Below are 24,046 nucleotides of genomic sequence, written 5' to 3' on the forward strand. Positions count from 1 at the left end.
CCGCGATGTCCGTGCCCGGCGCGGACATCGCGAGGCCGTGGAAACCACTTGTTTTTCGAGGAAGGCACGGCATTGGCCAAGAAGACAGCTGACGATATTCTCACTTTGATCTCCGACGAGTCGGTGGAGTACGTCGATGTCCGGTTCTGCGATCTACCCGGTCAGATGCAGCATCTGACCGTTCCCGCAGCCTCCCTCGACGCAGCCGCGTTCGAGGATGGGCTGGCCTTCGACGGGTCGTCGATCCGCGGATTCCAGTCCATCCACGAATCGGACATGATGCTGCTGCCCGACTACGAGACCGCCCGCATCGACCCCTTCCGGGCCGCCAAGACACTGAACCTGAACTTCTTCGTCCACGACCCGTTCACCCGCGAGCCCTACTCGCGTGACCCGCGCAACATCGCCCGCAAAGCCGAGAACTACCTCACCAGCACCGGCATCGCCGACACCGCCTACTTCGGCGCCGAAGCCGAGTTCTACATCTTCGACTCGGTGCGCTTCGACTCCCAGATCAACGGCTCGTTCTACAAGGTGGACTCGGGCGCCGGCTGGTGGAACACCGGCCGCACCACCGAAGCCGACGGCAGCCCCAACCTCGGCTACAAGGTCCGCCCCAAGGGCGGCTACTTCCCCGTCGCCCCCACCGACCAGTACGTCGACCTGCGCGACGCCATGTCGACCAACCTCACCAACGCCGGCTTCACCGTCGAACGCGGCCACCACGAGGTCGGCACCGGCGGGCAGACCGAGATCAACTACAAGTTCAACACCCTGCTGCACGCCGCCGACGACCTGATGCTGTTCAAGTACATCATCAAGAACACCGCCTGGGCCCACGGCAAGACCGTCACCTTCATGCCCAAGCCCCTGTTCGGCGACAACGGCTCGGGCATGCACGTACACCAGTCGGTCTGGCAGGACGGCGAGCCGCTGTTCTACGACGAGATCGGCTATGGCGGACTGTCGGACACCGCACGCCACTACATCGGCGGGATCTTGCACCACGCCCCGTCGCTGCTGGCGTTCACCAACCCCACCATCAACTCCTACAAGCGCCTGGTTCCCGGCTACGAGGCCCCGATCAACCTGGTCTACAGCCAGCGCAACCGCTCGGCCTGCGTGCGCATCCCGATCACCGGCACCAACCCCAAAGCCAAGCGCCTGGAGTTCCGCTGCCCGGACTCCTCGGGCAACCCCTACCTGGCCTTCGCCGCCATGCTGATGGCCGGCATCGACGGCATCAAGAACAAGATCGAACCGGCAGCCCCGGTCGACAAAGACCTCTACGAACTGCCCGCCGACGAGGCCGCCAACATCGCCCAGGCTCCGACATCGCTTTCCGAGGTGATCGACAATCTGGAAGCCGACCACGAATACCTCACCGAGGGCGGCGTGTTCACCCCGGACGTGATCGAGACCTGGATCAACTACAAGCGCGACAACGAGATCGCCCCGGTGAACCTGCGCCCGCACCCCTACGAGTTCGCGCTCTACTACGACTGCTGACGAACTGCTGGCGACCGCCGGCCGGGAGCGCCGGCCGGCGGGGTGTCAGCGGGGGGCCAGCCCAGCGATGATGTCAGCCGCCCGCGCCGCGCGGGCGGTCCGGTAGGAGGTACCCGCCCACAGGCTGGTGCCGTGCGGGTCGTCCATGGCCACTGCCGCCGCCCGGATCGGAGACGTCATGTGGTGGATCTCGGGATAGCCCACCGGTGCCACGTCTTCGAAGGAACGCGTGAAGTCATTCTCCAGGCTGCGCGCGTAGCGGCCGGAGAACGCGCATGTGACCGTGGTGTTGACGAATTCCGGGTTGGTCAGTGCCGCACGGTGGGTCGGGTTGGTGCCTGCCTCATGCGCCAGGAGCAGGGCCGTCCCGACCTGAGCGGCCACCGCGCCACGGCGCAGCACACCGCTCACGTCGGCCGCCGTGCCAAGCCCGCCCGCCGCCACCAAGGGGACGCCTGGGTGGGCGTGGCCGATCTGCGCCAGCAGGTTCTCCAGGGAGTCGGTGCCCGGCAGCGTGTCCGGGGCAAAGGTTCCCCGGTGCCCGCCGGCATTGGGGCCCTGCACCACCAGTGCCTCGGCGCCGTGCCCCACCGCGACGCCGGCTTCATAAGCCGACGTCACCGTGACCACGGTCAGGATGCGCTGCGACCGCAGCAGCTCCAGGATGTCGGGCGTCGGTGTCCCGAAGGCGAACGACACCACGGTGGGCCGCAGCTCCGCGACCACCTGAAGCTTCTCCGACCAGCAGTCGTCGTCATTGAAGCGTGGCTGGCCCAGCTCCACCCCGTAGTGCTCGGCCAGCGGATCCAGCAGGCCGGCGTATTCGTCGAGCAGCACGATGTCGGCGGCACTGGGTTGGGGCACAAAGAGGTTGACCCCGGTCGGACCGGTGGTGGCGACACGGGCCTCCGTGAGGTCGTCGGCCAGTTGCTCCGGCGTGCGGTAACCGCCGGCCACGAATCCCAGACCGCCAGCCTGGGATACCGCCGCCGCCAACGCCGGTGTGCTGGGACCGCCCGCCATCGGAGCGCCGACCAGCGGGACGGCGAGTTCGGAGAAGCTGAACGCCATTGCCTTAGCCTGCCATCGCCCTCAAACGCCGCGGAAGCGCCCCTTTGGAGCGGTACGGCCCGAGGACCGCGACGCCGTAGGGCTGGCGCAGCAGCCGCCCGGCCACCGCGTTGACCTCCTCGACGGTGACCGCGGACAGCTCTCGCAGGGTGCGCGCGATGGGCCGGTGCCGGCCGTAGTTCAACTCGCTGCGGCCCAGCCGGTTCATTCGGGAAGCCGAATCCTCCAGGCCCAGCACCAGTCCGCCGCGCAGCGATCCCTTGGCGATCCGGCACTCTTCGGCGGTGATACCGTCGCGCGCCACCGACTCCAGCACTTCGGCGGTGACAGCGGCGACTTCGGCGAACCGGTCCGGCTGGCATGCGGTGTACACCGAGAGGGCACCGGCGTCGGCAAAGGTGTCCACCGAGGAGTAGATCGAGTACGCCAGACCGCGAGCCTCCCGTATCTGTTGGAAGAGCCGCGAACTGAGTCCGCCGCCCAGGGCGGTGTTGAGCACCGCCAGCGCCTGGCGGTGCTGCCAATGGCGTCCGGGCGCCCGCACCCCCAGGGACATGTGCGTCTGGTCGGCATCGCGGTTCACCACGGTCAGACCGGGGGAACCCGGAACCCGTGCTGCCCCGCGCCGTGGAGCGGCCGGGCGCTCGCCGCGAACCAGCCTGTGCCCGAAGTGCTCTCGTACCATGGCCACCACGGTCTCGTGGTCGACATTGCCGGCGACGGCGACCACCATGCGCTCCGGCGTGTAGCGGCGCTGGTGAAACGAGCGCAACTGCGCGCGGGTCATCGCCGACACCGATTCCGCGTTGCCGATCACCGGCCGCCCGATCGGATGGTCGCCGAACAGCGTCGACAGGAACACGTCGCCCAGCGCGTCCTCGGGATCGTCGTCGCGCATCGCGAGTTCCTCAAGGACCACGTCGCGCTCGACTTCCACATCGGCAGCCGCGCAGGACCCGTTGAGCACCACGTCACTGACCAGCGCGACCGCCAACTCCAGGTCGGTGTCGAGCACATGGGCGTAGTAGCAGGTGTGCTCCTTGCCCGTGAAGGCGTTGAGCTCGCCGCCTACGGCGTCCATCGCCTGAGCGATACCGGCCGCAGTCCGGGTCGGGGTCGCCTTGAACAGCAAGTGCTCCAGGAAATGTGCCGCCCCGGCGACGGTCGAGCCCTCGTCGCGGGATCCGACGCCGACCCAGACACCCACCGACGCCGAACGAACCGCGGGGAGGTACTCGGTGACCACCCGCAGTCCGCCCGGCAGGGTGGTGCGTCGCAGTGGGGAGCGCGGTCGCGCCCCGGTGTCAGCTGTCGGCAGCCGCGGCATCGGCAGGCTCAGCGGACCCAGACTTTTGGGCCGAGTCCGCCGCGTCTGCCGCGTCCTCGACGGGCACCAGCGAGATCTTGCCGCGGTTGTCGATGTCGGCGATCTCCACGCGCAGCTTGTCGCCGACCTTCACCACATCTTCGACCTTGGCGACCCGCTTGCCCTTGCCCAGCTTGGAGATGTGCACCAGCCCATCGCGGCCCGGCAGCAGCGACACGAACGCGCCGAAGTCGGTGGTCTTGACCACGGTGCCCAGGAAGCGCTCGCCGATCTTCGGCAGCTGCGGGTTGGCGATGGCGTTGATCTTGTCGATCGCGGCCTGTGCCGACGGGCCGTCGGTGGCGCCCACGAACACGGTGCCGTCGTCCTCGATGGAGATCTGCGCACCGGTCTCCTCGGTGATCGCGTTGATCATCTTGCCCTTGGGCCCGATCACCTCGCCGATCTTGTCCACCGGGACCTTGATGGTGGTGACCCGCGGCGCGTACGGGCTCATCTCGTCGGGCTCGTCGATGGCCTCGGCCATGACGTCCAGAATGGTCAGGCGAGCGTCCCGGGCCTGCGCCAGCGCACCGGCGAGCACCTGCGACGGGATGCCGTCGAGCTTGGTGTCGAGCTGCAGGGCGGTGACGAACTCCTTGGTGCCGGCCACCTTGAAGTCCATGTCGCCGAACGCGTCCTCGGCGCCCAGGATGTCGGTGAGCGCCACGAAGCGACGCTCGGTCTTGCCGTCCACCTCGACATCATCGGAGACCAGACCCATGGCGATACCGGCGACCGGAGCCTTCAGCGGCACACCGGCGTTGAGCAACGCCAGCGTCGACGCGCAGACCGAACCCATGGAAGTGGACCCGTTGGAGCTCAGGGCTTCCGACACCTGCCGGATGGCGTAGGGGAACTCTTCGACGCTGGGCAGCACCGGAACCAGTGCGCGCTCGGCCAGCGCGCCGTGGCCGATCTCCCGACGCTTGGGCGAACCGACCCGGCCGGTCTCACCGGTCGAGTACGGCGGGAAGTTGTAGTGGTGCATGTAGCGCTTGGACTTCTCCGGTCCCAGCGAGTCGATCTGCTGCGCCATCTTCATCATGTCCAGCGTGGTGACGCCCAGGATCTGGGTCTCGCCACGCTCGAACAGGGCGCTGCCGTGTGCCCGCGGCACCACCGCGACCTCGGCGGACAGTGCCCGGATGTCGGTGATGCCACGGCCGTCGATGCGGAAGTGGTCGGTCAGGATGCGCTGCCGGACCAGCTTCTTGGTCAGGCTCCGGTAGGCCGCACTGATCTCCTTCTCGCGACCCTCGTAGGTCTCGGCCAGGCGCTTGAGCACCTCGGCCTTGATCTCCTCGGTGCGGTCGTCGCGCTCGGCCTTGGCCGCGATGGTCAGCGCCTTGGCCAGCTCGTCGGTCGCGACGGAAGCCACCGCGTAGTAGACGTCGTCGCCGTAGGCGGGGAACAGGGGGTATTCGACGGCCGGGCGCGCAGCCGCCTCGGCCAGCTCTTGCTGGGCCTTGCACAGGGCCGCGATGAACGGCTTGGCCGCTTCGAGTCCTTCGGCCACCACCGTCTCGGTCGGCGCCTGGGCGCCGGCCTGGACAAGTTCGATGACGTTCTCGGTGGCCTCGGCCTCGACCATCATGATCGCGACGTCACCGTCATCGAGGGTACGGCCGGCCAGCACCATGTCGAACGTGGCGCGCTCCAGCTGCTCCACCGTGGGGAAGGCGACCCAGGTGCCGTCGATGAGTGCCACCCGCGCCGCACCGACGGGGCCGGAGAACGGCAGGCCCGCAAGCTGGGTGGACGCCGATGCGGCGTTGATCGCCACCACGTCGTAGAGGTCGTTGGGGTTCAGGCTCATCACCGTGACGACGACCTGGATCTCGTTGCGCAGACCGTCGACGAACGACGGGCGCAGCGGACGGTCGGTGAGGCGACAGGTCAGGATCGCGTCAGTGGACGGCCGGCCCTCGCGCCGAAAGAACGAGCCCGGGATGCGGCCGGCCGCATACATCCGCTCCTCGACGTCGACGGTCAACGGAAAGAAGTCAAAGTGCTCCTTGGGCGCCTTGCTGGCGGTGGTCGCCGAGAGCAACATGGTCTCGTCATCGAGGTAGGCGACGACGCTGCCGGCGGCTTGCTGGGCCAACCGGCCGGTCTCGAAGCGGATGGTGCGCTTGCCGAAGCTGCCGTTGTCGATGACAGCGGTGGACTCGAATACGCCCTGTTCAATTTCAATTGCAGACATGGAAGCCGTGCGGCCTTTCCTGGTTCATTCAACTGTTTCGCTACGTCAGACGTGCGTCAGCGAAGGACCTGGATGCGGCTACGGTCGTCGATCGAAGCGGCCGGATCAAAGACGTACTGTCAGACCCGGCTGCCACTACCGAAGACCGCGCGACACAGGTCTGGCTGTTCGCACCGGACGTGTCCGTCGTGACGTGCCGGAGTGGCGCACGCGGATGCGGGGGCCACACCGATGTCCGGGCCTGGTCGGCCCGGAACGGTCTCACTCTACACGGCAGCGGCTGGCGACTGCCCCGATCGCCGTCAGCGACGCAGGCCCAGGCGCTCGATGAGCGAGCGGTAACGCGCCACATCGGTCTGGGTCAGGTACTTGAGCAGACGGCGACGACGGCCGACCAGCAGCAGCAGACCGCGCCGCGAGTGGTGGTCGTGCTTGTGCTTCTTGAGGTGCTCGGTCAGGTCGACGATCCGCTTGGTGAGCATGGCGATCTGGGCTTCGGGCGAGCCGGTGTCGGTCTCGTGCAGGCCGTAGCTGCCCAGGATTTCCTTCTTCTGCTCGGCGGTCAACGCCATGACAAATCTCCATCGATAGGTCCCGCGAATATCAAGTCGATGGCCACCGCGGACTGCAGCACACCGAGGGGCGAGTCTAACAGCGCCATGGGTACTCGTCCTAACCGCGCAACCGGTCAGTCACTGTCGAGCAGGTCGCGGGTCTTCTCGACGTCGGTGTTCATCATCGCCACCAGGTCCGCCACCGAGTCGAACTTCTTCTGCCCCCGGATCCGGCTGACGAAGTCCACAGCGACGCGCTGGCCGTACAGATCGGCGGTTTCATCGATCACGAACGCCTCCACGGTGCGGGCCCGCCCGGAGAACGTGGGGTTGGTGCCTACCGACACCGCGGCCCGGCAGCGCTGGCCGGCGACCACAGTGCCCGGAACCTGGCCGTGACCCAAGACGGTGAACCATGCGGCGTACACCCCGTCGGCCGGGATCGCCGCAAACGCCGACGGAGCCACATTGGCCGTCGGGAAACCCAGACCGCGCCCACGCCCGTCGCCGCGCACCACCAGACCCTCGACCCGGTGCGGCCGACCCAAAGCCTCGGCCGCCGCCGCCACGTCGCCGGCGTCCACGCAGGACCGGATGTAGGTCGAGGAGAAGGTGACCGACTGGGTTGCGTCGGCGCGCTCGGCCACCAGCGACACCGATTCGACGCCGAACCCGAACTGCTCACCGGCACGGCGCAGGGTCTCGACATTGCCGGCCGCCTTACGGCCGAAGGTGAAGTTCTCGCCGACCACTACCTCCACCGCATGCAGGTCCTCGACCAGCAGCTGGTGGATGTAGCGGTCCGGGGTGAGCTTCATGAACTCGGGGGTGAACGGAATGACCAGGAACACGTCGATGCCGAGCTGCTCGACCAGCTCTGCGCGGCGCGCCAGGGTGGTGAGCTGCGCCGGATGGTTGCCGGGGTAGACCACCTCCATCGGATGCGGATCGAAGGTCATCAGCACCGTCGGTACGCCGCGCGCCTTTCCGGCCTTCACCGCGTGGGCGATCAGTTCCGCATGGCCGCGATGCACACCGTCGAACACGCCGATGGTGAGCACGCACCTGCCCCAGTCTGTGGGGATCTCATCCTGCCCCCGCCACCGCTGCACGGGGACAAGCCTAAACTGTCCGGTTGTGAGCCCTTGGGAGCAGTCGGATGGGCTGAGTAGCGTCGCTCAGGACTATCTGAAAGTCATCTGGACGGCCCAGGAGTGGTCACCCGACAAGGTCAGCACGAAAATGCTGGCGGAAAAGCTCGGAGTGTCCGCCAGCACGGCATCGGAGTCGATTCGCAAACTGGCCGACGCGGGCCTGGTGGACCACGAGAAATACGGTGCGGTGACGCTGACCGGCCAGGGCCGTCAGGCCGCTCTTGCGATGGTCCGCCGCCACCGCCTGATCGAGACGTTTCTGGTCTGCGAACTCGGCTACGCCTGGGATGAGGTGCACGACGAGGCCGAAGTCCTCGAGCATGCGGTGTCCGACCGGCTGGTCGCCCGTATCGACGCCAAGCTGGGGTTTCCGCAGCGCGACCCGCACGGCGACCCCATCCCGGCGCCGGACGGGCAGGTACCCACTCCCCCCGCACGTCAGCTGTGGGCGTGCTCGGAGGGCGAGGCCGGGACCGTGGCCCGAATCTCCGACCACGATCCAGAGATGCTGCGCTACTTCGCCCAGGTGGGCATCAGCCTCGACGCCCGCATCCGGGTGCTGACCCGTCGCGATTTCGCCGGGATCATCTCGGTGGCCCTGGACCAAGCCGGGGACTCCGACGGCGAGTCGGCCACGGTGGACTTGGGTAGCCCTGCCGCCCAAGCGATCTGGGTGGTCTGATCCGCTTACCAGAGCAGGTGTACCTGTTCGGCCCAGCCGAGGAGTCCGTCGACAGCAATGCTGGCACCGGCGTCGGTGCGGATGCGGCCGTGGTAGTGCCCGAAACACAGATGGGTTCCGGGCAGCGGTGACCGGTGATGAAACGGCGTGAAGGTCAGGTCCACCTGGTCGGATTCCGGCGTGCGGATGGTCCACGACCCCGCGTATTCGGGGTAGTGCCAATCCAACTCGTCGCCGATCTTGTTCAGCCGACCGTCCACGCAGAGCGCGTTCTCGGTGCTGCCCGTGCCCACGGTCCACTTCCCGCCCAGTTGCAGACCGACGACGTGGCCGTCGGTGTGCCCGGAGGCCGCGCCCCAGTTCCACAGGGTGTTCGCCGGCCAGCGGCCGCGTCCGTGGTCGAGCACGCCCCAGCCGCCGTCGAAGTCATACGTGGTGTCGCCGACCCGCACGACGCCCGATGCCGGGCGCGCGGTGTGCTTGGCGGTGTACTGGAACCGCTTCGAGCTCCAGGGCACCACCACTGCCAGCGTCTCGTGACCCGGTGGTAGCGCGACGAACAGGTCACCCGTCATGGGTCCGGCAGATGTTCTGCAGGAGAAGCGAATCCGGGTTCCGTCGGCTTCGGTGGTGAGATCGATCGCCACCGTTCCGCGCGCCCGGGCCGGCCCGTCGCCGAGGTTGTCGGGCAGGGTTATCCCCCAGCCGCCCGGGTGCGCGCAGCTGCGGGACACCGCACGGCCGGAATAGTCGAGCAGGTACACGTTGCTGACACCGAGATAATCCAGGTCGGCAACGGTGACCGCGACCAGGTGCGTGGGGGTGGTCAGGCACCAGTACTCCCACCTCTTGGTACGCCCCCAGCCACGCAGCCCGGTGCGGTGCAACGGTGTTCGGGTCCAACCGACGGCCGCAGGGTTCAACGCCCCCGACGCATCGCATAGCTCGACCGCCTCGGTGATCTCACGTTCGTGGGTGACCACGGCGGCCTACAGCGTCGCCGGCCGGATGACGACCACCGACTTGGTTCGCCGGGGCGCATCCTCGAGCAGTGCGATCACCCGGCCGTCGGGTGCGGTCGCGGCGTACACGCCGTTGATGCCGGCGGGAGACAGCGGTCGGCCGTGGCCGGCATCGAGTGCCTCCTGCTCGGTCAGGTCCCGGCGGGCGAAGGCGCGCAGACAGGCCTCGTCTATGGGGTAACTGAGCACTGGATGCTCCTGCAGCTCATCGAGGGTTCGGGCCTGATCCAGCCCGAAGCTGCCGGCCCGGGTGCGCCGCAGCGCCGTCAGGTGCCCGCCGACTCCCAGCGCGGCACCCAGGTCGCGGGCCAAAGCCCGGATGTAGGTGCCCGCCGAACAGTCCACCTCGACGTCCAGGTCGACGAACGGATCATCGCGCCGTACGGCCAGCAACTCGAAGCGCTCGATGCGCACCGGGCGGGCGGGCAGCGCAACGGCCCGGCCCTCTCGCACCAACTGATAGGACCGCTTGCCGTCGACCTTGATGGCGCTGACCGCCGAGGGCACTTGCGCGATATCGCCGCGCAACCCGGCGATCGCCGTAGCGATCTGAGGGTCGGTGAGATGAGACGCCGACGTGGTCTGCAGCACCTCGCCTTCGGCGTCCTCTGTCGAGGTGGTCTGCCCCAACCGGACGGTGCCGGCGTAGGACTTCTCCGACGCGGTCAGCAGCCCCAGAATCTTGGTGGCCCGTTCGATGCCGATCACCAGCACGCCGGTGGCCATCGGGTCCAACGTGCCCGCGTGGCCGACCTTGCGGGTACCGAACGCTCTGCGGCATCGCGACACCACATCGTGGCTGGTCATTCCGGCGGGTTTGTCGACGATCACCAGGCCGGCCGCCACGGGTTCGCTCACAGGATGATCGCCGTCAGTACCAGGCCGCCCGCTACCGACCACCGCCCGCGCAGTGTCGTCAGTGGCGGCCCGGACCGTGCCGCGGGATCGATCAGGATCCGCGAGGCGAAGCTGCCGTCGGTCTCGAAGGTGATGTGTGCGTCCTCGAAGCCCAGCCACCGCCCGGTCAACGGGAACCATGCCTTGTAGGTGGCCTCTTTGGCGCAGAACAGGATTCGGTCCCAATGCCGATCCTGGGGCAACGCCGCGAGCTCAAAGCGTTCGACCGGAAGGCTCACCGCGTCGAGCACGCCGTCGGGCAGCACGTCGTGTGGCTCGGCGTCGATTCCCACCGACCGCACGGCGGTGCTGCGGCCCACCACCGCGCCGCGGAAACCGGCGCAGTGGGTCAGGCTGCCGACGATGCCGGTGGGCCACGACGGCTCGCCCTTCTCCCCCTTGAGAATCGGGACGGGCGGTTGCCCGAGTTCTTCCAGCGCCAACCGGGCGCAGTAGCGGGCGGTGACGAATTCATTGCGGCGCTTGGCGACCGAACGGGCCACCAGTGGCTCCTCCTCGGGCAGCGGAGCCAGTCCGGGCGGGTCGTCGTAGCGCTCGGCCCAGGCCAGCGATCCCCTCGGCGCTCCACAGAGCACCGTGTCCAGCAGCTTGCTCATCGGGCCTGCCTCTGGCGTAGCCGCTCGGCGAACTTCGCACTGGCCTCGCGCATCTCGTCGGTGATCGCGAAGTGGCCGCCGAACTCGTTGAGGTAGCCGGGCGGGTACTGCGGATCGGGCAGTATCTGGCGCAGCCACCGGTGCGGGCGCCGCCGGCGCCATTCCCGCGGGTAGCCCACCGAGACCTCTTCGAAGCGCACACCGTCGTAGTAGGTGGTTCGCGGGATGTGCAGGTGGCCGTAGACCGAACACGTGGCGTTGTAGCGGGTGTGCCAATCGGCGGTTTCGACGGTGCCGCACCACAACGAGAACTCCGGATAAAACAATGCGTCGCAGGGTTGGCGCACCATCGGAAAGTGGTTGACCAGCACGGTCGGCGTCATCCAGTCGAGTTCTTCGAGGCGCTTTCGAGTGGCCGCCACCCGGTCGCGGCACCAGGCGTCGCGGGTGCCGTAGGGCTCGGGCGACAGCAGGAACTCGTCGGTGGCGACCACGTTGTTCTCCCGCGCGATGGCCAGCCCTTCGGCCTTGCTGGTCGCTCCGGCCGGAAGGAAGGTGTAGTCGTAGAGCAGGAACATCGCCACGATGGTGGCCGGGCCCCCCTGCTCGGTCCAGACCGGGAAGGGATGCTCGGGCGTGATGACGCCCATCTGGTCACACATGTCGACCAGGTAGTCGTAGCGCGAGCGGCCGAAAATCTGCATCGGGTCCTTATTGGTGGTCCACAACTCGTGGTTCCCGGGCACCCAGATCACTTTCGCGAACCGTTTGCGCAGCAGATCCAGTGCCCAGCGGATCTCGTCGGTGCGCTCCGCGACATCACCGGCGACGATCAGCCAGTCGTCGCCGGTAGCCGGGTACAGCGCCTCGGTGATGGGCTTGTTACCCGAGTGGCCGGTGTGCAGATCGGAGATCGCCCACAGGGTGGGGCCGTCGGCGGCCCTCGGCTCGTGGGTGGTCACGAGTTCCGAGCCTAGTGGGTGACCGGAATGAGAACGTGTTCTCGCCTTCGAATCAGTGGCGGGCGCCACAACTTGTACACTGCCCAGGCAGAGCATCGGGCGGAAGCAAGGAGTGTCATGCTCACCAAACTGCGTCTGATGACCGCGGTGGGAGCGCTGGTGATGGCCGTCGTGGTGGTCTGCCAACAAGCACCCGTCGACGGCGTTCCGGGGAGTGCGGGGGTCGACCTGCGTTCCACCGGGATACCGTTGGCGCCCCCGACCACGTCGAGCAAAGCGGTCAACCTCACCAACCCGCGCCCGTTCGACGCCTGCGAAGACATTCCCTTCGACGTCATCGCGCAGCTGGGTCTGGCGTTCACTCCCCCCAAGCCGGTCGAGGGTGTGCGCTGCGAGTTCGACGCGGGCAACTACCAGATGGCCGTTGAGACTTTCGTGTGGCGCAGCTACGACGAATCCATCCCCGCCGACGCCATCGAGATGGACATCAATGGGCACCGGGTGGCGCAGTACTGGGTGATGAAGCCCACCGAGTGGAACAACCGCTGGTGGGTCTCGTGCATGGTGGCTTTCAAGACCAGCTACGGACTGATCCAGCAGTCGCTGTACTACTCGCCGGTGTACTCCGAGCCGAAGGTGGACTGCCCCGCCGAGAACCTGATGCGGGCCCATCAGCTGGCACCGCACTACAAGTACTGAAGGTACTGAGTTCGTGACGTCCACCACCTCAGCCCGGCGGGCCCGCCCGCGTCTTGGCGATGTCGTCCTGAACCGGGCGCTGCGGCAACTGCCACCGCCCACCACCGGCTACACGGTGCGCCGGGAACACATCCCGATGCGCGACGGGGTAGAGCTGCGGGCCGACCATTACCAGCCGACCGGCGACGTGGCCGGCACCCTGCTGGTCCGCTGTCCCTACGGCCGGGGATTCCCGTTCTCGCTGGTGTTCGCTCGGCTGTTCGCCGCCCGCGGGTACCGGGTGATCCTGCAGAGTGTGCGCGGCACCTTCGGCTCCGGCGGGGTGTTCGAGCCGATGGTCAATGAGGCCGCCGACGGCGCCGACACGGTGGAGTGGCTCCGCGCCCAGCCGTGGTTCACCGGATCCTTCGGCACCGTGGGGCTGTCGTATCTGGGCTTCACCCAGTGGGCGCTGCTGGCCGACCCGCCACCGGAACTGGCCGCCGCCGTCGTCACCGTCGGACCGCATGATCTCTACGAGTCCACCTGGGGTGGCGGGTCTTTCGCCCTCAACGACTTCCTGGGCTGGAGCCACATGATGGCCCACCAGGAAGTCCGCCCCCGGATCAGGGCCGGTCTGCAGCAGCTGACCGCCCAGCGCCGGGTCCGACGGGCCGCGGCGGCCCTGCCCCTGGGGACGGCGGGACGCGCACTTTTGGGCACGAGGTCGACCTGGTACGAGTCCTGGGTCGAGCACCCGGACCGTGACGACCCGTTCTGGGACAGGATGCGTTTCCCGGCTGCGCTCGAGGAAACTCAGGTGCCGGTACTGCTGCTCAGCGGCTGGCAAGACCTGTTCTTGGATCAGACGCTGACACAGTTCCAGACCCTGCGCGACCAAGGGGCCCAGGTCGCGATGACCGTCGGCCCCTGGACTCACACCGAGATGCTGACCAGCGGCCTGCGCACCGTCACCGCCGAATCCCTCGATTGGCTCAACACTCACCTGGCCGGCGCCGACGGGCCGTCGCGAACCAGCCCGGTCCGGGTGTATGTCACCGGCGGCGGCGGATGGCGTGAGTTTCCGGATTGGCCGCCGGCGACGACCACGCACACCTGGTGGCTGGCGCCGAGCGGGCGCCTGGCCGCCTCCCCCGTGGCCGACGGCGCGACGGACGCGGTCAGCTTCACCTACGACCCCGCCGACCCCACGCCGACGGTGGGCGGGCGGCTGCTGGCCCCGGGTGGCGGCTACCAGCGCGACGGCGTTCTGGCCCGCCGTGGCGATGTGCTGACCTTCACCGGTGCAGCCCTGACCGAGGATGTCGACGTCTTCGGCAGCCCGGTGGTCGAGCTGGCGCATTCGAGCGACAACCCGAACGTCGACCTGTTCGTCAGGGTCAGCGAGGTCGACGCTCGCGGGCGCTCCCGAAATGTCAGCGACGGCTACCGCCGGCTGACCCCGGCCGCCGGAACGGTCCGCATCGCGCTCGACCAGATCGCCCACCGGTTCGCGGCCGGCTCGCGCATCCGGGTGTTGATCGCCGGCGGCTGCCATCCCCGGTTCGCCCGCAATCTGGGCAACGATGAACCCGCGATCAGCGGTACCGCACTGCTGCGCGCGACTCACACGGTGCGGCTGGCCGGCTCACGGCTGCTGCTGCCCGCGCACCGCCGAGACAGCCTTGACCAACAGATCTGACATCAGCCGCTGCGGATCCAACTGCTCGTCGGCGCTGCCCATCACCACCACCGACGTGTGGTCGTCGAGCGCCGCCGTGTAGAGATAGTCGGGATCGTCCTCCGGGTCTGCGACGGTCAACTTGACCCCGGTCGTGGTGACGCCGCCGATGTCAGGTGCCGGAATACGCTCCACCGTTCCGGTCGCCTGGGGCGAACCGGACAGCGCGATGCGGTCACAGCCCGCCGGATCGGCTTCCGGCGTCACGGAGTCCGGGGATCTCAGGGCGACGACGTACATGTTCCCCTGGTCCCCCTGTCCGATCACCCCGGCGGCCTCGGTACCGGCTTTCGGGTCGACATAGCGCGGGATGACCACCGACCGGCATTGTGGCGGGTCGACTTGGGCCTGGGTGAACGCGGCTACCGCGGATCCGTCGATGTCGGACTGCCCCAAGGTCTTTGCCGGGTGCGCCTGCGCGGTGAAACCCTCCGGAAAATCATTGGCGACGGCATCGATGCGGGAAACGTCGTAACGCGGCGGGGCCGGCTGGGCAGCGGCCGGCTGGGACGCCGCCGAACCCGCCGGGGTCACTTCGGCGTTGGTGGCGCACCCGGCGAGGGTCAGCCCCACGCCGAGCGCGCCCCCCACCATGGGACCGATGACGGCCCGGTTCCGACGCGGCTGGACCGGCATTGCGGTCACCACCACCACCACCAGTGGTGCCACAAGTGGTGATGGTGACGCCACCAGTGGTGGTGGTGCGGTCCCCATTGCGGCACGGGTCCCGAACGCAGATCCGTGGCGAACACGTGGTCGGCCGGAGCGCGATCGAGACCGGCGTGGTTGCCCAGCGCGGCCGGAAGAGCGGGTAGGTCGCCGTGGATCTCGACCACGGCGGGCGGGTGCGCAGCGGCCTCCCCCGGAACAGCCTGCGCCGGTCCGGCCGCGCCGATCACCAGCGCGCCGCCTACCGTGCCGACGCTGACGACTGCGGCGGCCACGCGTCGGCTGGCATTCCGTGACATCACCATGATTTCCTCCCTAGTCAAGAATCCTGAATTCTCTTGATATTCGCGAGGTTAGCACCAGAAAAGCTTGCCGACAATGGCCCCCAGTATATTTCTTGGAAGCTGGCAAAGTTTTCTACTTGAACGCCCCTCCCGCAGGAGCGTAACGCTATTTCCCCAGCTCATAGGCTATCTCCTGATCTACTGATCCACTGAGTCACGTCAATCCGTATTTCATGCAATAAGGAATTACGAGATGCTTTCTAAAAGCATTCGAGCTTGCCACGATAATGGCCCGTAGAACCATCCCCTCGGTCGATCTGAATGGCGCCACGCGCCAGCGGGCCGGACATGCGAAGATGCGATGAGCCGGGACGAGCACCCGTTCGGAGGGATCTCCACGGGCGAACCCCGGCCCGGGGTGATAACGGACGAAACGAGCGACCATGAAGCAGCTCTACGAGCGCCACAGCACGGCGAGTACCCCCGAGCGCCTTGATGCCGCGATACGCGCCGCAATCGGCGACCACGCAGCAGCGCACCAGCTCGGCGACGTGTTGGGGCAGGCGCAGGCGGTCTGCGAAACCCACAGCGTGCGGCTGTACCGCAATGGGCTGATCGCCAGGATCACCGGCTCGGCAGACCCCGATCGAGAGCACCGGACCGTGGCCGTGCTGACCCCCCGCTACCTGGTCATCGCCGTGTCCGGCGACAAACGGGGAACCCACGTTCGCTCGGCACGGCTTGAGACGATCAGCACCCGTCCCGGCATCGTCGGGGTGCCCGACTTCGGAGTCGATGTCGTCGGGCACTGGTCCGGCGCGACCGACGAGCAGGCGGACGCCGGGTTCTACCTCGGTCTCGGCGCTGACCAGAGCGGGCAGGATTTCGCCGACCGGCTGCGCGCCGCCGTCTCCGCGGCCAAAGCCCGCTGACCTAGGGTTTCGGCGGTCCAGGGGCGCACCGACGGAGCACGACGCGACGGCGGCGCGGGTTGAGCCCAGCAGGCCGGTGCCGCAGTGCGGTCCCGGATGGCCGGTGAGCGGCTACGCTGGCATGAGCACCAGGGTGAGGTACCACCGCAACCGAAGGTCCACACGATGAGAGCTTCCAGCGATCCCCTCGACAACCGCGGTTTCGCCGTCCCGGCCACCGGCTGGGCACCGGCCCGCGAGCCGGGCATGAAGCCGACCGAGCCGATCCCGCTGCGTCAGACCCGAACCCGCCGGACCGTCGACCTGTCGCCGGCCCAGCACCGCGGGCTCGACCTCTGGCAGCGGGAGGCCGCCGACCGCGTCGGCTGTGCGCGGATCACCGGCCAGGAAGTCATGACAGCGCTGATCGACCAACTGCTCGCCGACCCCGACCTGTCCGCCCAGATCATTCGGACCCTGCGGTCGCGCCGGTAGTACCGACGCGCCCACAGGGTCCGACTTCGCCTAGCTGCGCCCGCAGCTCACTCGGCCAGGATCGCCGAGCAGTTCGAATGGGTGGGGACACCGTTGAAGCGATCGCTGACCCACGCCATGCTCCGCTCACCGTCGACGAACTGCGGTAGCAGAATGTTGATATCCATCTTGTTCAAGAACGGCGGCTGCTCGTTGGTCCACAGTTCGACGTCGGCTCCCTGGTTGCACCAATCACGCGCGGTGTCATGAGCAGACGTGTACGGCGCCAACGGGTCCCAACGGTTGTGCGAGATGTACACCGGGCCTTTGGGTTTGATGTTGCCGACCCGCTGTGAGGCGAAGATGGTCTTCAGAGGTTCGGACGAGGCGACGGCGTTCAGGTCGTCCTTGAACCAGAACTCCAGGTGGCGGAACGCGTAGTCGACACCACCCTGCACCAGGCAGGTGTGTCCGCTCCAGTCCAGCATCTGCACGCCGCGCGGGGTCAGCGCATCCCAAATGGCTTGCTCGGTCTCGGGATACGACGCCTGGATGCCGCGGAGCAGATACCCGGCCAGCACGGCCAGGAAGTTGCCGTCGACGGAGGGAATCGCCTCGACCACGTTGGTCAGCGGTGCGTTGGCGTAGCTGCCCACGACATCGAGCTCAGGCGCATAGGTCGACGCCAGCTCGGCAGCCGACAGCGACGCCTGCCCGCCCGACGCCCAACCCCAGAACGCGACCGGACCGTGGGGGTCCAGCGACGTCCCGGGCAGCTTCTGGGCTGCACGGGCCGCGTCGATCAGCGCCGTTCCGGCGGCGACCCGGTTCAAGAACTGGGGCGACTGGGGTCCGTGGGTGCCCAGTCCGACCCCGTCGGTCACCACGATGGCGAAGCCGCGGGCCAGAAGCGTCGCGATGAAGCCCTCTTCGTAGTTGAACGTCAGGTCGAACCCCTGCGAGAAGTGGATGCCCTGGTCGAACAGTCGCGACGGGGCGCACTGCTCACCGACTCCGTACGGGCCGGTGGCATAGGCGATCAGTGGCCGCGGTCCGCTTCCCGGCCAGGGCACGTCGGGCTCGATGTAGGCCCCGGTGACCGCAACCGGATGCGCCTGAGCATCAGTGCTGCGGTACATGATTCGCGTTCCGTTTCCGACGAAGGCGCCCAGCTGGCCAGACGGCTCCAGCACGAGCCGCAGCGGTTCGGTGCGGATCAGATCACCCGGCTTCCCCGCCGGAAGCGGGGCCGGAGGCGTGTAGAAGGCCTCGTATTTGATGTCGTCGGCCTGCGCCACCGGTTCGGCCACCAGGGTGAGTGAACCGGCGGTCAGCGCCATCGCCGCTACAGCCGCCACCGTCCGACGGCCGGATCGCCGACCGGCGGCCGGCGTGCCTGCTGAGCCGGCGGTGTTGCAGTCGGTACGCGCCCGCCGTCGATGTATCACCCTGGACAAGTCACCACGACTAATCGAAAACCTCATTGACTCTTCCTCTTTGGATGCTCGGACTGGCGGCACACCAGGACGCGCTCGATCACCGTGCGTCGGACGGCGATTCAGGACGGAATGAAATGTCACTCCACGACGATTGGCAACAGGCTGCCCACTAGTGATCACAGGTCACAAAGCTGTGAACAGCGGCTTAGCGTTTGATAACAATTAGCTCCACGGCGAGCGGAAATTGTCGCATCGGCAAGATCGTGAGCGGCGCGGTCCACCGTCGCTCTTCCCGCCGCCTGGAAAGGTGCACATCGCGGGGCGGGCTGCCGCGGAGCCAGGCGCGCTTTGGAATCACCTTGCGTTTTAGCGGGCTGGAACGGCATCTGCCCTGCTCAACGCCGATTCATAGGAGTCCTGGCGATCGGCCGTCATGTTGTCTGCGGCAGAGTCCCCCGCGTTGTATCTCGTGGCAGCGCCAGACATCCGGTGCGCCACTTCATCTCCCAAGGAGCCCCCATGACCGTCGTCACGGAGCGACCGGCCGCCAGCAGCCAGGTCCTCGCCAACGTGCTCGCCACCGCTGACCGAGTCGCCGAAGAGTTGCGCGAGACCGCCGCGGAGCGTGACCGGGCGAACGGCACGCCGCGCGCCGAGATAGAGCTGCTGCGCGCCAACGATCTGCTCCAGATCCAGGAGCCGGTCGAATACGGCGGATCCGGGCTGAACTACGCGCAGGCCTCGCAGGTCACCAGGCGAATCGCACGCGGCGACACCTCCATCTCCCACCTGCTGGGCTACCACTACGCCCAGACCCGGGTCGCCAGGCTGTTCGGCACGCCGGAGCAGGCCGACGCCCAGTCGCGTCGCAACGCCGCCGAAAAGCTCTTCTGGGGCGGTATCCAAAACCCGCGTGGCAGCACCGGATTGGTGCTGACCCGCGACGGCGACGGCTTCCGGCTCAACGGCAGCCGCACCTTCGCCAGCGGCGCCAGCACCGGTGACCAGCTCTCGGTCACCGCGCTGCTGGACGGGTCTCAGGTGTTCCTGTCGCTGGACGCCCGCGGCGGCCGGCAGGGTTTCACCTTCCTGGACGACTGGGACAACATCGGCCAGCGCCTCACGGACTCCGGCGGCGTCCGTGTCGTCGACGCCCGGATCGAACATCACGAGGTGCTCGGTGAGGAACCGTTCACCGGAGGCACCCTGAGCCCGTACCAGACCCTGATCACCCCGCACTGGCAGTTGGCGTTCGTGAACTTCTATGTCGGGACCGCCGAGGGCGCGCTCACCGAGGCGCTGAACTGGGCCAAAACCAAGGCCACCCCCTGGGAGTCCTCGGGTGTCGAGCGGGCGACCGACGATCCCTACATTCTGCAGATCGTCGGCGAAGTGGTCAGCCAGGTGCGCGCCGCCGCCCTGCTGGCCGACCGGGCCGGCGAGGCGCTGCAGGAAGCCATCGACATCGGCCCCGCACTGACCGAGGATCAGCGCGCCGACGCCGCGATCGCCGTCTACGAAGCGAAGTACTTCACCACCGAGGTCGGCCTGCAGGCCGCCAGCCGGCTGTTCGAGATCCAGGGCGCCCGTGCCACCACCAGCGCGTACGGCTTCGACCGGCACTGGCGCAACCTGCGCACGCACACCCTGCACGACCCGGTCGCCTACAAGGCGCGGGAAGTCGGTGACTGGGTGCTCAACCACCGGCACCCCGAGTTCTCGCTGTACCGCTGATGGCCATCACCCTGCATTGGTTCCTGCCCACCAACGGCGACTCCCGCAGCGACCTGAGTCTCGGCAACGCCGTTGGTGCGGCAGGCAGCCGCGTGAACCCCTACGGCGCCGACCGCGCACCAGACCTGGACTATCTGCGCCTGGTCGCCGGAGCGGCGGAGAAGCTGGGGTTCGCCGGGGCGCTGACCCCGACCAGCAGCTGGTGTGAGGACGCGTGGGTGTTCACCGCGGCGCTGAGCCAACTCACCAGCCGGTTCAAGTTCTTGGTGGCCTTCCGTCCGGGACTTCAGGCACCGACGCTGGTCGCCCAGGCGGCGGCGACCTTCCAGCGGGTCTCCGGGGGCCGGCTGTTGCTCAACGTCGTCACCGGCGGTGACGACGTCGAGCAACGGCGGTTCGGCGACGACCTGGACAAGGACGCGCGTTACCGGCGCGCCGGGGAGTTCCTGACCGTGTTCCGGCAGTTGTGGTCCGGCGACCCCGTGACGTTCCACGGCGATCACCTGTTCGTCGAGGACGCGACCATCGTGCCCGCATCCACCTGGCCCGAGATCTACCTCGGCGGGTCCTCGGCGGCCGCGGTCGACGTGGCGGCCGAGCACGCCGACGTCTACCTGACCTGGGGCGAGCCGCCGGCGCAGGTCGCCGACAAGCTCGACACGGTGCGCCGGCGGGTCAAGGACCTGGGCTCTGACCGCAAGGCCGCCGGCGATCCGCGGTTCGGGATCCGACTGCACGTCATCAGCCGGCCGACCGCGGCCGAGGCGTGGGCTCAAGCCGATCGGCTGCTGGCCGGGCTGAGCCCCGAGCAGATTCAGCGGGCCCAGCAGATCCAGCGCAGCTCCGGATCCGAAGGCCAGCGGCGGATGACCGAACTGCACGGCGGCCGGACCGACAACCTGGAAGTGTCGCCGAACCTCTGGGCCGGCGTCGGCTTGGTCCGGGGTGGAGCCGGCACCGCCCTGGTGGGCAGCCACGAAGAGGTCGCCGATCGCATCGAGGAGTACTACCGCTTAGGGCTGGACGAGTTCGTGCTGTCCGGTTATCCCCACCTGGAGGAGGCGTTCTCGTTCGGGGAGGGTGTCCTGCCGATTCTGGCCGAACGGGGTCTGCTCGGCCACCCCACACCGACTACCTAAAGGAAGACAGGCAATGCCGACCTACCCCCCCACGCCGCTGAGCTTAGCCTACTGGGTCCCCAATGTCAGTGGTGGACTGGTCACCTCGACGATCGAGCAGCGCACCGACTGGAGCTACGACTACAACGTCGCCCTGGCCCGGATCGCCGAGGAAGCCGGATTCGAGTACGCCCTGACCCAAGTCCGTTACACGGCCAGCTACAGCGCCGAGTACCAGCACGAATCGACAAGTTTCAGCTTGGCGCTGCTGCTGGCCACCCAGCGGCTCAAGGTGATCGCCGCGGTGCACCCCGGGATGTGGCAGCCCGGCGTACTGGCCAAATGGCTGGCGACCGCCGACCACCTGTCGAACGGGCGCGTCGCGGTCAACATCGTCAGCGGCTGGCTCAAAGACGAGTTCACCAAGCTCGGCGAGCCCTGGCTCGAACACGACGAACGCTACCGGCGCAGTGCTGAGTTCATTCAGGCGCTCCGGGCGATCTGGACCGAGAGTCCGGCCAACCTGGCCGGCGACTTCTACCGGATCCGCGACTTCAACCTGGCGCCCAAACCGCTGTCGTGGGAAGGCCGGCCCCACCCGGAGATCTTCCAGGGGGGCAACTCCACCGCGGCCCGCGCCAACGGCGGCCGTTATTCCGACTGGTATTTCTCCAATGGCAACGACTTCGACGGTGTCACAGCCCAACTGGCCGATCTTCGCCGGATCGCGGCCGATTCCGGCCGTGCCGAACCCCCTCGCTTCGGCCTGAACGGTTTCGTCATCGTGCGCGACACCGAGGCCGAGGCCAAGGAGGTGCTGCGGGAGATCATCGCCAAGGCCGATGTACCCGCGGTCGAGGGATTCGGCGCGGCGGTGCGGCAGGCCGGCGCCGCGACCGCAGACCAGCGGGGCATGTGGGCGGACTCCAGCTTCGAGGACTTGGTGCAGTACAACGACGGCTTCCGCACGCAGTTGATCGGTACCGCCGAACAGGTCGCCGAGCGCATCGTCGCCTACCGGAAACTGGGCGTGAACCTGATCCTGGCCGGATTCCTGCACTTCCAGGAGGAGGTCGAGGCCTTCGGCCGCAACGTGCTGCCCTTGGTGCGCGAACTGGAGGCACAAGCCGGCCTGGCGCCCGCACCCGTGCCGGCACTGTCGTGACCGCCGGAACCGCGGTGCGGCTGGCCAACCACGCCGAGGCGGTCGCCGCGGCACAGGCATTCGCCGACGCCGTGCGTCCCGGGGCGGCCGACCGGGACCGGGCCGGAAGCGTTCCGCGTGCCGAGCTGGCCGACTTCGACCGCTCCGGTCTGCCGGCGATCACCGTTGCGGTGGCCGACGGCGGGTCCGGGTTGGGACCGGGAACCCTCGCCGAGGTGATCCGCACGATCGCCGCCGCCGACCCGGCGTTGGCGCAGATCCCGCAGGGCCATTTCCTGGCCGTCGACATCCTGCGTCTGCTGGGCACGCCGGAGCAGCGCAGCCGGCTCCTGCCGGCGGTGACCCAAGGCGGCCGTATCGCCCCGGTCCTGGCCGAACGCGGGGGCACGCACGCCCTCGATCTGAAAACCCGCCTCGTCGCCGACGGCCCGGGATGGCGCTTGGAGGGGGTCAAGTACTACAGCACGGGTGCCATCACGTCGCACTGGCTGGCCGTCAGCGCCCTGGACCCCGATGACCAGCTGGTCCTGGCGTTCGTCGAACGCGAGCGCGCCGGGGTGCGCATCGACGAGGACTGGTCGGCGATGGGACAGCGGTCCACGGTCAGCGGCACAACGACTTTGGACGGCGTCCGCGTCGATGCCGGGCTCGTCCTGCCGTACGGGACGGTGTTCGCCGAACCCCAGTTGCTCGGGGCGCGGGCGCAGTTGGTGCACGCGGCAATCGAGGCCGGGATCGCCGAGGGGGCACTGGCCGACGCCGCGGAGTTCGTCCGCACGCGCAGCCGGCCGTTTTCCGAGGCCTACCGAACCGCCCAGGCGCCGACCGCCGCGGAGGATCCCAACATCCGGTTGCGGATCGGCCGGCTGGCCACCCGCACGCGGGCCGCGGTGCAACTGCTGCGCTGGGCAGCCGCCGTCCTCGACGAGTCGGGTCTGATCCCGGCCGGCCCGGACACCGCGGCGCAGGGGTCGATCGCGGTGGCCCAGGCCAAGGCGTTCGCCAGTGAGGTGGCCGTCGATGTGGCCAGCGAGCTGTTCGCGTTGACCGGTGCCAGCGGGACCGACCTCAAACACGGACTGGATCGGCATTGGCGCAATGCCCGCACGCACAGCGTGCACGACCCCGTGGATTGGAAGTACCACCACATCGGCGCATGGGAGCTGACCGGGGTCCGGCCGCCCAATCACGCGCAGATCTGACCCGGCGGGCTCGTCAGCCGACGCTGTCACGGACCCTGGCGGTCGCCGCGGCGAGCTCGTCGGCGGTGTACACGGGGTCGCCCAGCTCGGGGTCGGCAATCGGCAGCTGAACCCAGCTGGAGCACCCGGCATACTCAGGGCAGCGCGCCAGCCGCACCGGGACCGACAGCGGCAACACCTGGACCACCAGCGCCGTCAGCCGGTGCTTGGGCCGGAAATCCAGCCGGTCGGCACGCACCGATTCCGCGGTCCAGATGTGCAGGTCAGCGATGTCCTCCAGCGCGTCGGGCCGGTCGACCGGCAGCGCCGCAACGACTTTCGCCGCCGCCCGCACCAGTATCTGCTCGGCGGTGGAGTCTTCGGCCGCCGGCGCGAGCAGGTCACGGTGTTCGGGACGGACGCGCTCGGCGTGGCTGTGCACCGAGGTGGGGAACAGCAGGAACTCGTCGGCGCTGACTTCGAATCGCTTCTCGTGAATGCCGCCTTTGCGCAGCAGGATTCGTTGCCTACCGGCCAGCAGCGCCGCCACGACAGCGCTCCACTCCTTCAAGGCCATACCGTGCATTCCCCTGAGCCTAGCCCCGGCTACGG

At 68.1% G+C, this 24,046-nt stretch carries 23 protein-coding genes; 10 read left to right on the forward strand and 13 right to left on the reverse strand.

The features are described from left to right. The first annotated feature begins 72 nt into the window (after positions 1-72). The gene (gene glnA, locus G6N14_RS09865) at positions 73-1,509 is read left to right on the forward strand and encodes a type I glutamate--ammonia ligase (RefSeq protein WP_163787306.1); all 1,437 of its coding nucleotides are present in this window, start codon (positions 73-75) and stop codon (positions 1,507-1,509) included. A gap of 45 nt (positions 1,510-1,554) precedes the next feature. Here glnA and G6N14_RS09870 read toward each other — a convergent pair whose 3' ends face one another. The 5 genes from G6N14_RS09870 to G6N14_RS09890 all read right to left on the reverse strand — a co-directional run bounded on the left by G6N14_RS09870 (position 1,555) and on the right by G6N14_RS09890 (position 7,818). Continuing rightward, on the reverse strand, positions 1,555-2,580 hold the full coding sequence (locus G6N14_RS09870; RefSeq protein ID WP_085137247.1) for a nitronate monooxygenase: 1,026 nt from the start codon (positions 2,578-2,580) through the stop codon (positions 1,555-1,557). 4 nt (positions 2,581-2,584) lie between these two features. Then, complete coding sequence (locus tag G6N14_RS09875; RefSeq protein WP_085137245.1) at positions 2,585-3,907, reverse strand: M16 family metallopeptidase; 1,323 nt, start codon at positions 3,905-3,907, stop codon at positions 2,585-2,587. Further along, positions 3,885-6,152 carry a polyribonucleotide nucleotidyltransferase gene (locus G6N14_RS09880; RefSeq protein WP_085137243.1) on the reverse strand — a complete coding sequence of 756 codons (2,268 nt, stop codon included), beginning with the start codon at positions 6,150-6,152 and terminating at the stop codon, positions 3,885-3,887. The genes G6N14_RS09875 and G6N14_RS09880 overlap by 23 nt, the downstream gene beginning before the upstream one ends. Before the next feature lie 302 nt (positions 6,153-6,454). Further along, positions 6,455-6,724, reverse strand: coding sequence for a 30S ribosomal protein S15 (rpsO, locus tag G6N14_RS09885; RefSeq protein WP_085137241.1), 270 nt, complete (start codon positions 6,722-6,724; stop codon positions 6,455-6,457). A 116-nt stretch (positions 6,725-6,840) separates the two neighbouring features. Then, a complete protein-coding gene (locus G6N14_RS09890; protein ID WP_085137239.1) occupies positions 6,841-7,818 on the reverse strand; it encodes a bifunctional riboflavin kinase/FAD synthetase in 978 nt (325 codons plus the stop codon). Positions 7,819-7,843: 25 nt separating this feature from the next. Here G6N14_RS09890 and mntR point away from each other — a divergent pair, with 25 nt between their 5' ends. Continuing rightward, the gene (gene mntR, locus G6N14_RS09895) at positions 7,844-8,542 is read left to right on the forward strand and encodes a manganese-binding transcriptional regulator MntR (RefSeq protein ID WP_234809022.1); all 699 of its coding nucleotides are present in this window, start codon (positions 7,844-7,846) and stop codon (positions 8,540-8,542) included. Positions 8,543-8,547: 5 nt separating this feature from the next. Here mntR and G6N14_RS09900 read toward each other — a convergent pair whose 3' ends face one another. Genes G6N14_RS09900 through G6N14_RS09915 form a run of 4 tightly spaced genes read right to left on the reverse strand, consistent with a single transcriptional unit; the run spans position 8,548 to position 12,040 of the window. Beyond that, positions 8,548-9,525 (reverse strand): DUF2804 domain-containing protein, encoded by a 978-nt coding sequence (locus G6N14_RS09900; RefSeq protein WP_085137235.1) that lies wholly within the window; start codon positions 9,523-9,525, stop codon positions 8,548-8,550. A 6-nt stretch (positions 9,526-9,531) separates the two neighbouring features. After that, positions 9,532-10,422 carry a tRNA pseudouridine(55) synthase TruB gene (truB, locus tag G6N14_RS09905; RefSeq protein WP_109559921.1) on the reverse strand — a complete coding sequence of 297 codons (891 nt, stop codon included), beginning with the start codon at positions 10,420-10,422 and terminating at the stop codon, positions 9,532-9,534. After that, entirely contained in the window at positions 10,419-11,078 is a 660-nt protein-coding gene (gene pptT / locus G6N14_RS09910; protein WP_109559920.1) for a 4'-phosphopantetheinyl transferase PptT, read from the reverse strand. The genes truB and pptT overlap by 4 nt, the downstream gene beginning before the upstream one ends. Then, on the reverse strand, positions 11,075-12,040 hold the full coding sequence (locus G6N14_RS09915) for an ACP phosphodiesterase PptH (protein ID WP_085137231.1): 966 nt from the start codon (positions 12,038-12,040) through the stop codon (positions 11,075-11,077). The genes pptT and G6N14_RS09915 overlap by 4 nt, the downstream gene beginning before the upstream one ends. Before the next feature lie 117 nt (positions 12,041-12,157). Between G6N14_RS09915 and G6N14_RS09920 the strand changes: the two genes are divergently transcribed. Next, complete coding sequence (locus tag G6N14_RS09920; RefSeq protein ID WP_085137230.1) at positions 12,158-12,739, forward strand: DUF3558 domain-containing protein; 582 nt, start codon at positions 12,158-12,160, stop codon at positions 12,737-12,739. A 13-nt stretch (positions 12,740-12,752) separates the two neighbouring features. Then, complete coding sequence (locus G6N14_RS09925; RefSeq protein WP_407663096.1) at positions 12,753-14,420, forward strand: CocE/NonD family hydrolase; 1,668 nt, start codon at positions 12,753-12,755, stop codon at positions 14,418-14,420. On the opposite strand, the gene G6N14_RS09930 is transcribed toward G6N14_RS09925, so the two are convergent. Then, positions 14,367-15,128, reverse strand: a complete 762-nt coding sequence (locus G6N14_RS09930) for a DUF5642 family protein (RefSeq protein WP_234809021.1) — start codon at positions 15,126-15,128, stop codon at positions 14,367-14,369. The two genes, G6N14_RS09925 and G6N14_RS09930, sit on opposite strands and share 54 nt — an antisense overlap. After that, on the reverse strand, positions 15,101-15,433 hold the full coding sequence (locus G6N14_RS09935; protein ID WP_133054955.1) for a hypothetical protein: 333 nt from the start codon (positions 15,431-15,433) through the stop codon (positions 15,101-15,103). The genes G6N14_RS09930 and G6N14_RS09935 overlap by 28 nt, the downstream gene beginning before the upstream one ends. A 422-nt stretch (positions 15,434-15,855) precedes the next feature. Here G6N14_RS09935 and G6N14_RS09940 point away from each other — a divergent pair, with 422 nt between their 5' ends. After that, complete coding sequence (locus G6N14_RS09940; protein WP_085137224.1) at positions 15,856-16,344, forward strand: hypothetical protein; 489 nt, start codon at positions 15,856-15,858, stop codon at positions 16,342-16,344. 165 nt (positions 16,345-16,509) lie between these two features. Beyond that, positions 16,510-16,818, forward strand: a complete 309-nt coding sequence (locus tag G6N14_RS09945; RefSeq protein WP_085137222.1) for a hypothetical protein — start codon at positions 16,510-16,512, stop codon at positions 16,816-16,818. Between the two features lie 47 nt (positions 16,819-16,865). Here G6N14_RS09945 and G6N14_RS09950 read toward each other — a convergent pair whose 3' ends face one another. After that, a complete protein-coding gene (locus tag G6N14_RS09950; RefSeq protein ID WP_085137220.1) occupies positions 16,866-18,137 on the reverse strand; it encodes a lipase family protein in 1,272 nt (423 codons plus the stop codon). A gap of 618 nt (positions 18,138-18,755) precedes the next feature. On the opposite strand from G6N14_RS09950, the gene G6N14_RS09955 reads away from it, so the two are divergent. The 4 genes from G6N14_RS09955 to G6N14_RS09970 are packed head-to-tail and all read left to right on the forward strand — an operon-like array spanning position 18,756 to position 23,455. Continuing rightward, positions 18,756-19,970, forward strand: coding sequence for an acyl-CoA dehydrogenase family protein (locus tag G6N14_RS09955; RefSeq protein ID WP_085137218.1), 1,215 nt, complete (start codon positions 18,756-18,758; stop codon positions 19,968-19,970). After that, positions 19,970-21,109 carry an LLM class flavin-dependent oxidoreductase gene (locus tag G6N14_RS09960; RefSeq protein WP_085137216.1) on the forward strand — a complete coding sequence of 380 codons (1,140 nt, stop codon included), beginning with the start codon at positions 19,970-19,972 and terminating at the stop codon, positions 21,107-21,109. The genes G6N14_RS09955 and G6N14_RS09960 overlap by 1 nt, the downstream gene beginning before the upstream one ends. A 13-nt stretch (positions 21,110-21,122) precedes the next feature. After that, positions 21,123-22,253: a dimethylsulfone monooxygenase SfnG gene (sfnG, locus tag G6N14_RS09965; protein ID WP_085137214.1), complete on the forward strand. Its 1,131-nt coding sequence runs from the start codon at positions 21,123-21,125 to the stop codon at positions 22,251-22,253. Then, positions 22,250-23,455 carry an acyl-CoA dehydrogenase family protein gene (locus G6N14_RS09970; protein ID WP_085137213.1) on the forward strand — a complete coding sequence of 402 codons (1,206 nt, stop codon included), beginning with the start codon at positions 22,250-22,252 and terminating at the stop codon, positions 23,453-23,455. The genes sfnG and G6N14_RS09970 overlap by 4 nt, the downstream gene beginning before the upstream one ends. Positions 23,456-23,468: 13 nt before the next feature. Here the strand turns inward: G6N14_RS09970 and G6N14_RS09975 are convergent, their stop codons facing one another. Continuing rightward, entirely contained in the window at positions 23,469-24,020 is a 552-nt protein-coding gene (locus G6N14_RS09975; protein WP_085137211.1) for a DUF1802 family protein, read from the reverse strand. Between the last annotated feature and the right edge of the window lie 26 nt (positions 24,021-24,046).

Source organism: Mycolicibacter hiberniae, from assembly GCF_010729485.1.
In the GTDB taxonomy this organism is placed as follows: domain Bacteria; phylum Actinomycetota; class Actinomycetes; order Mycobacteriales; family Mycobacteriaceae; genus Mycobacterium; species Mycobacterium hiberniae.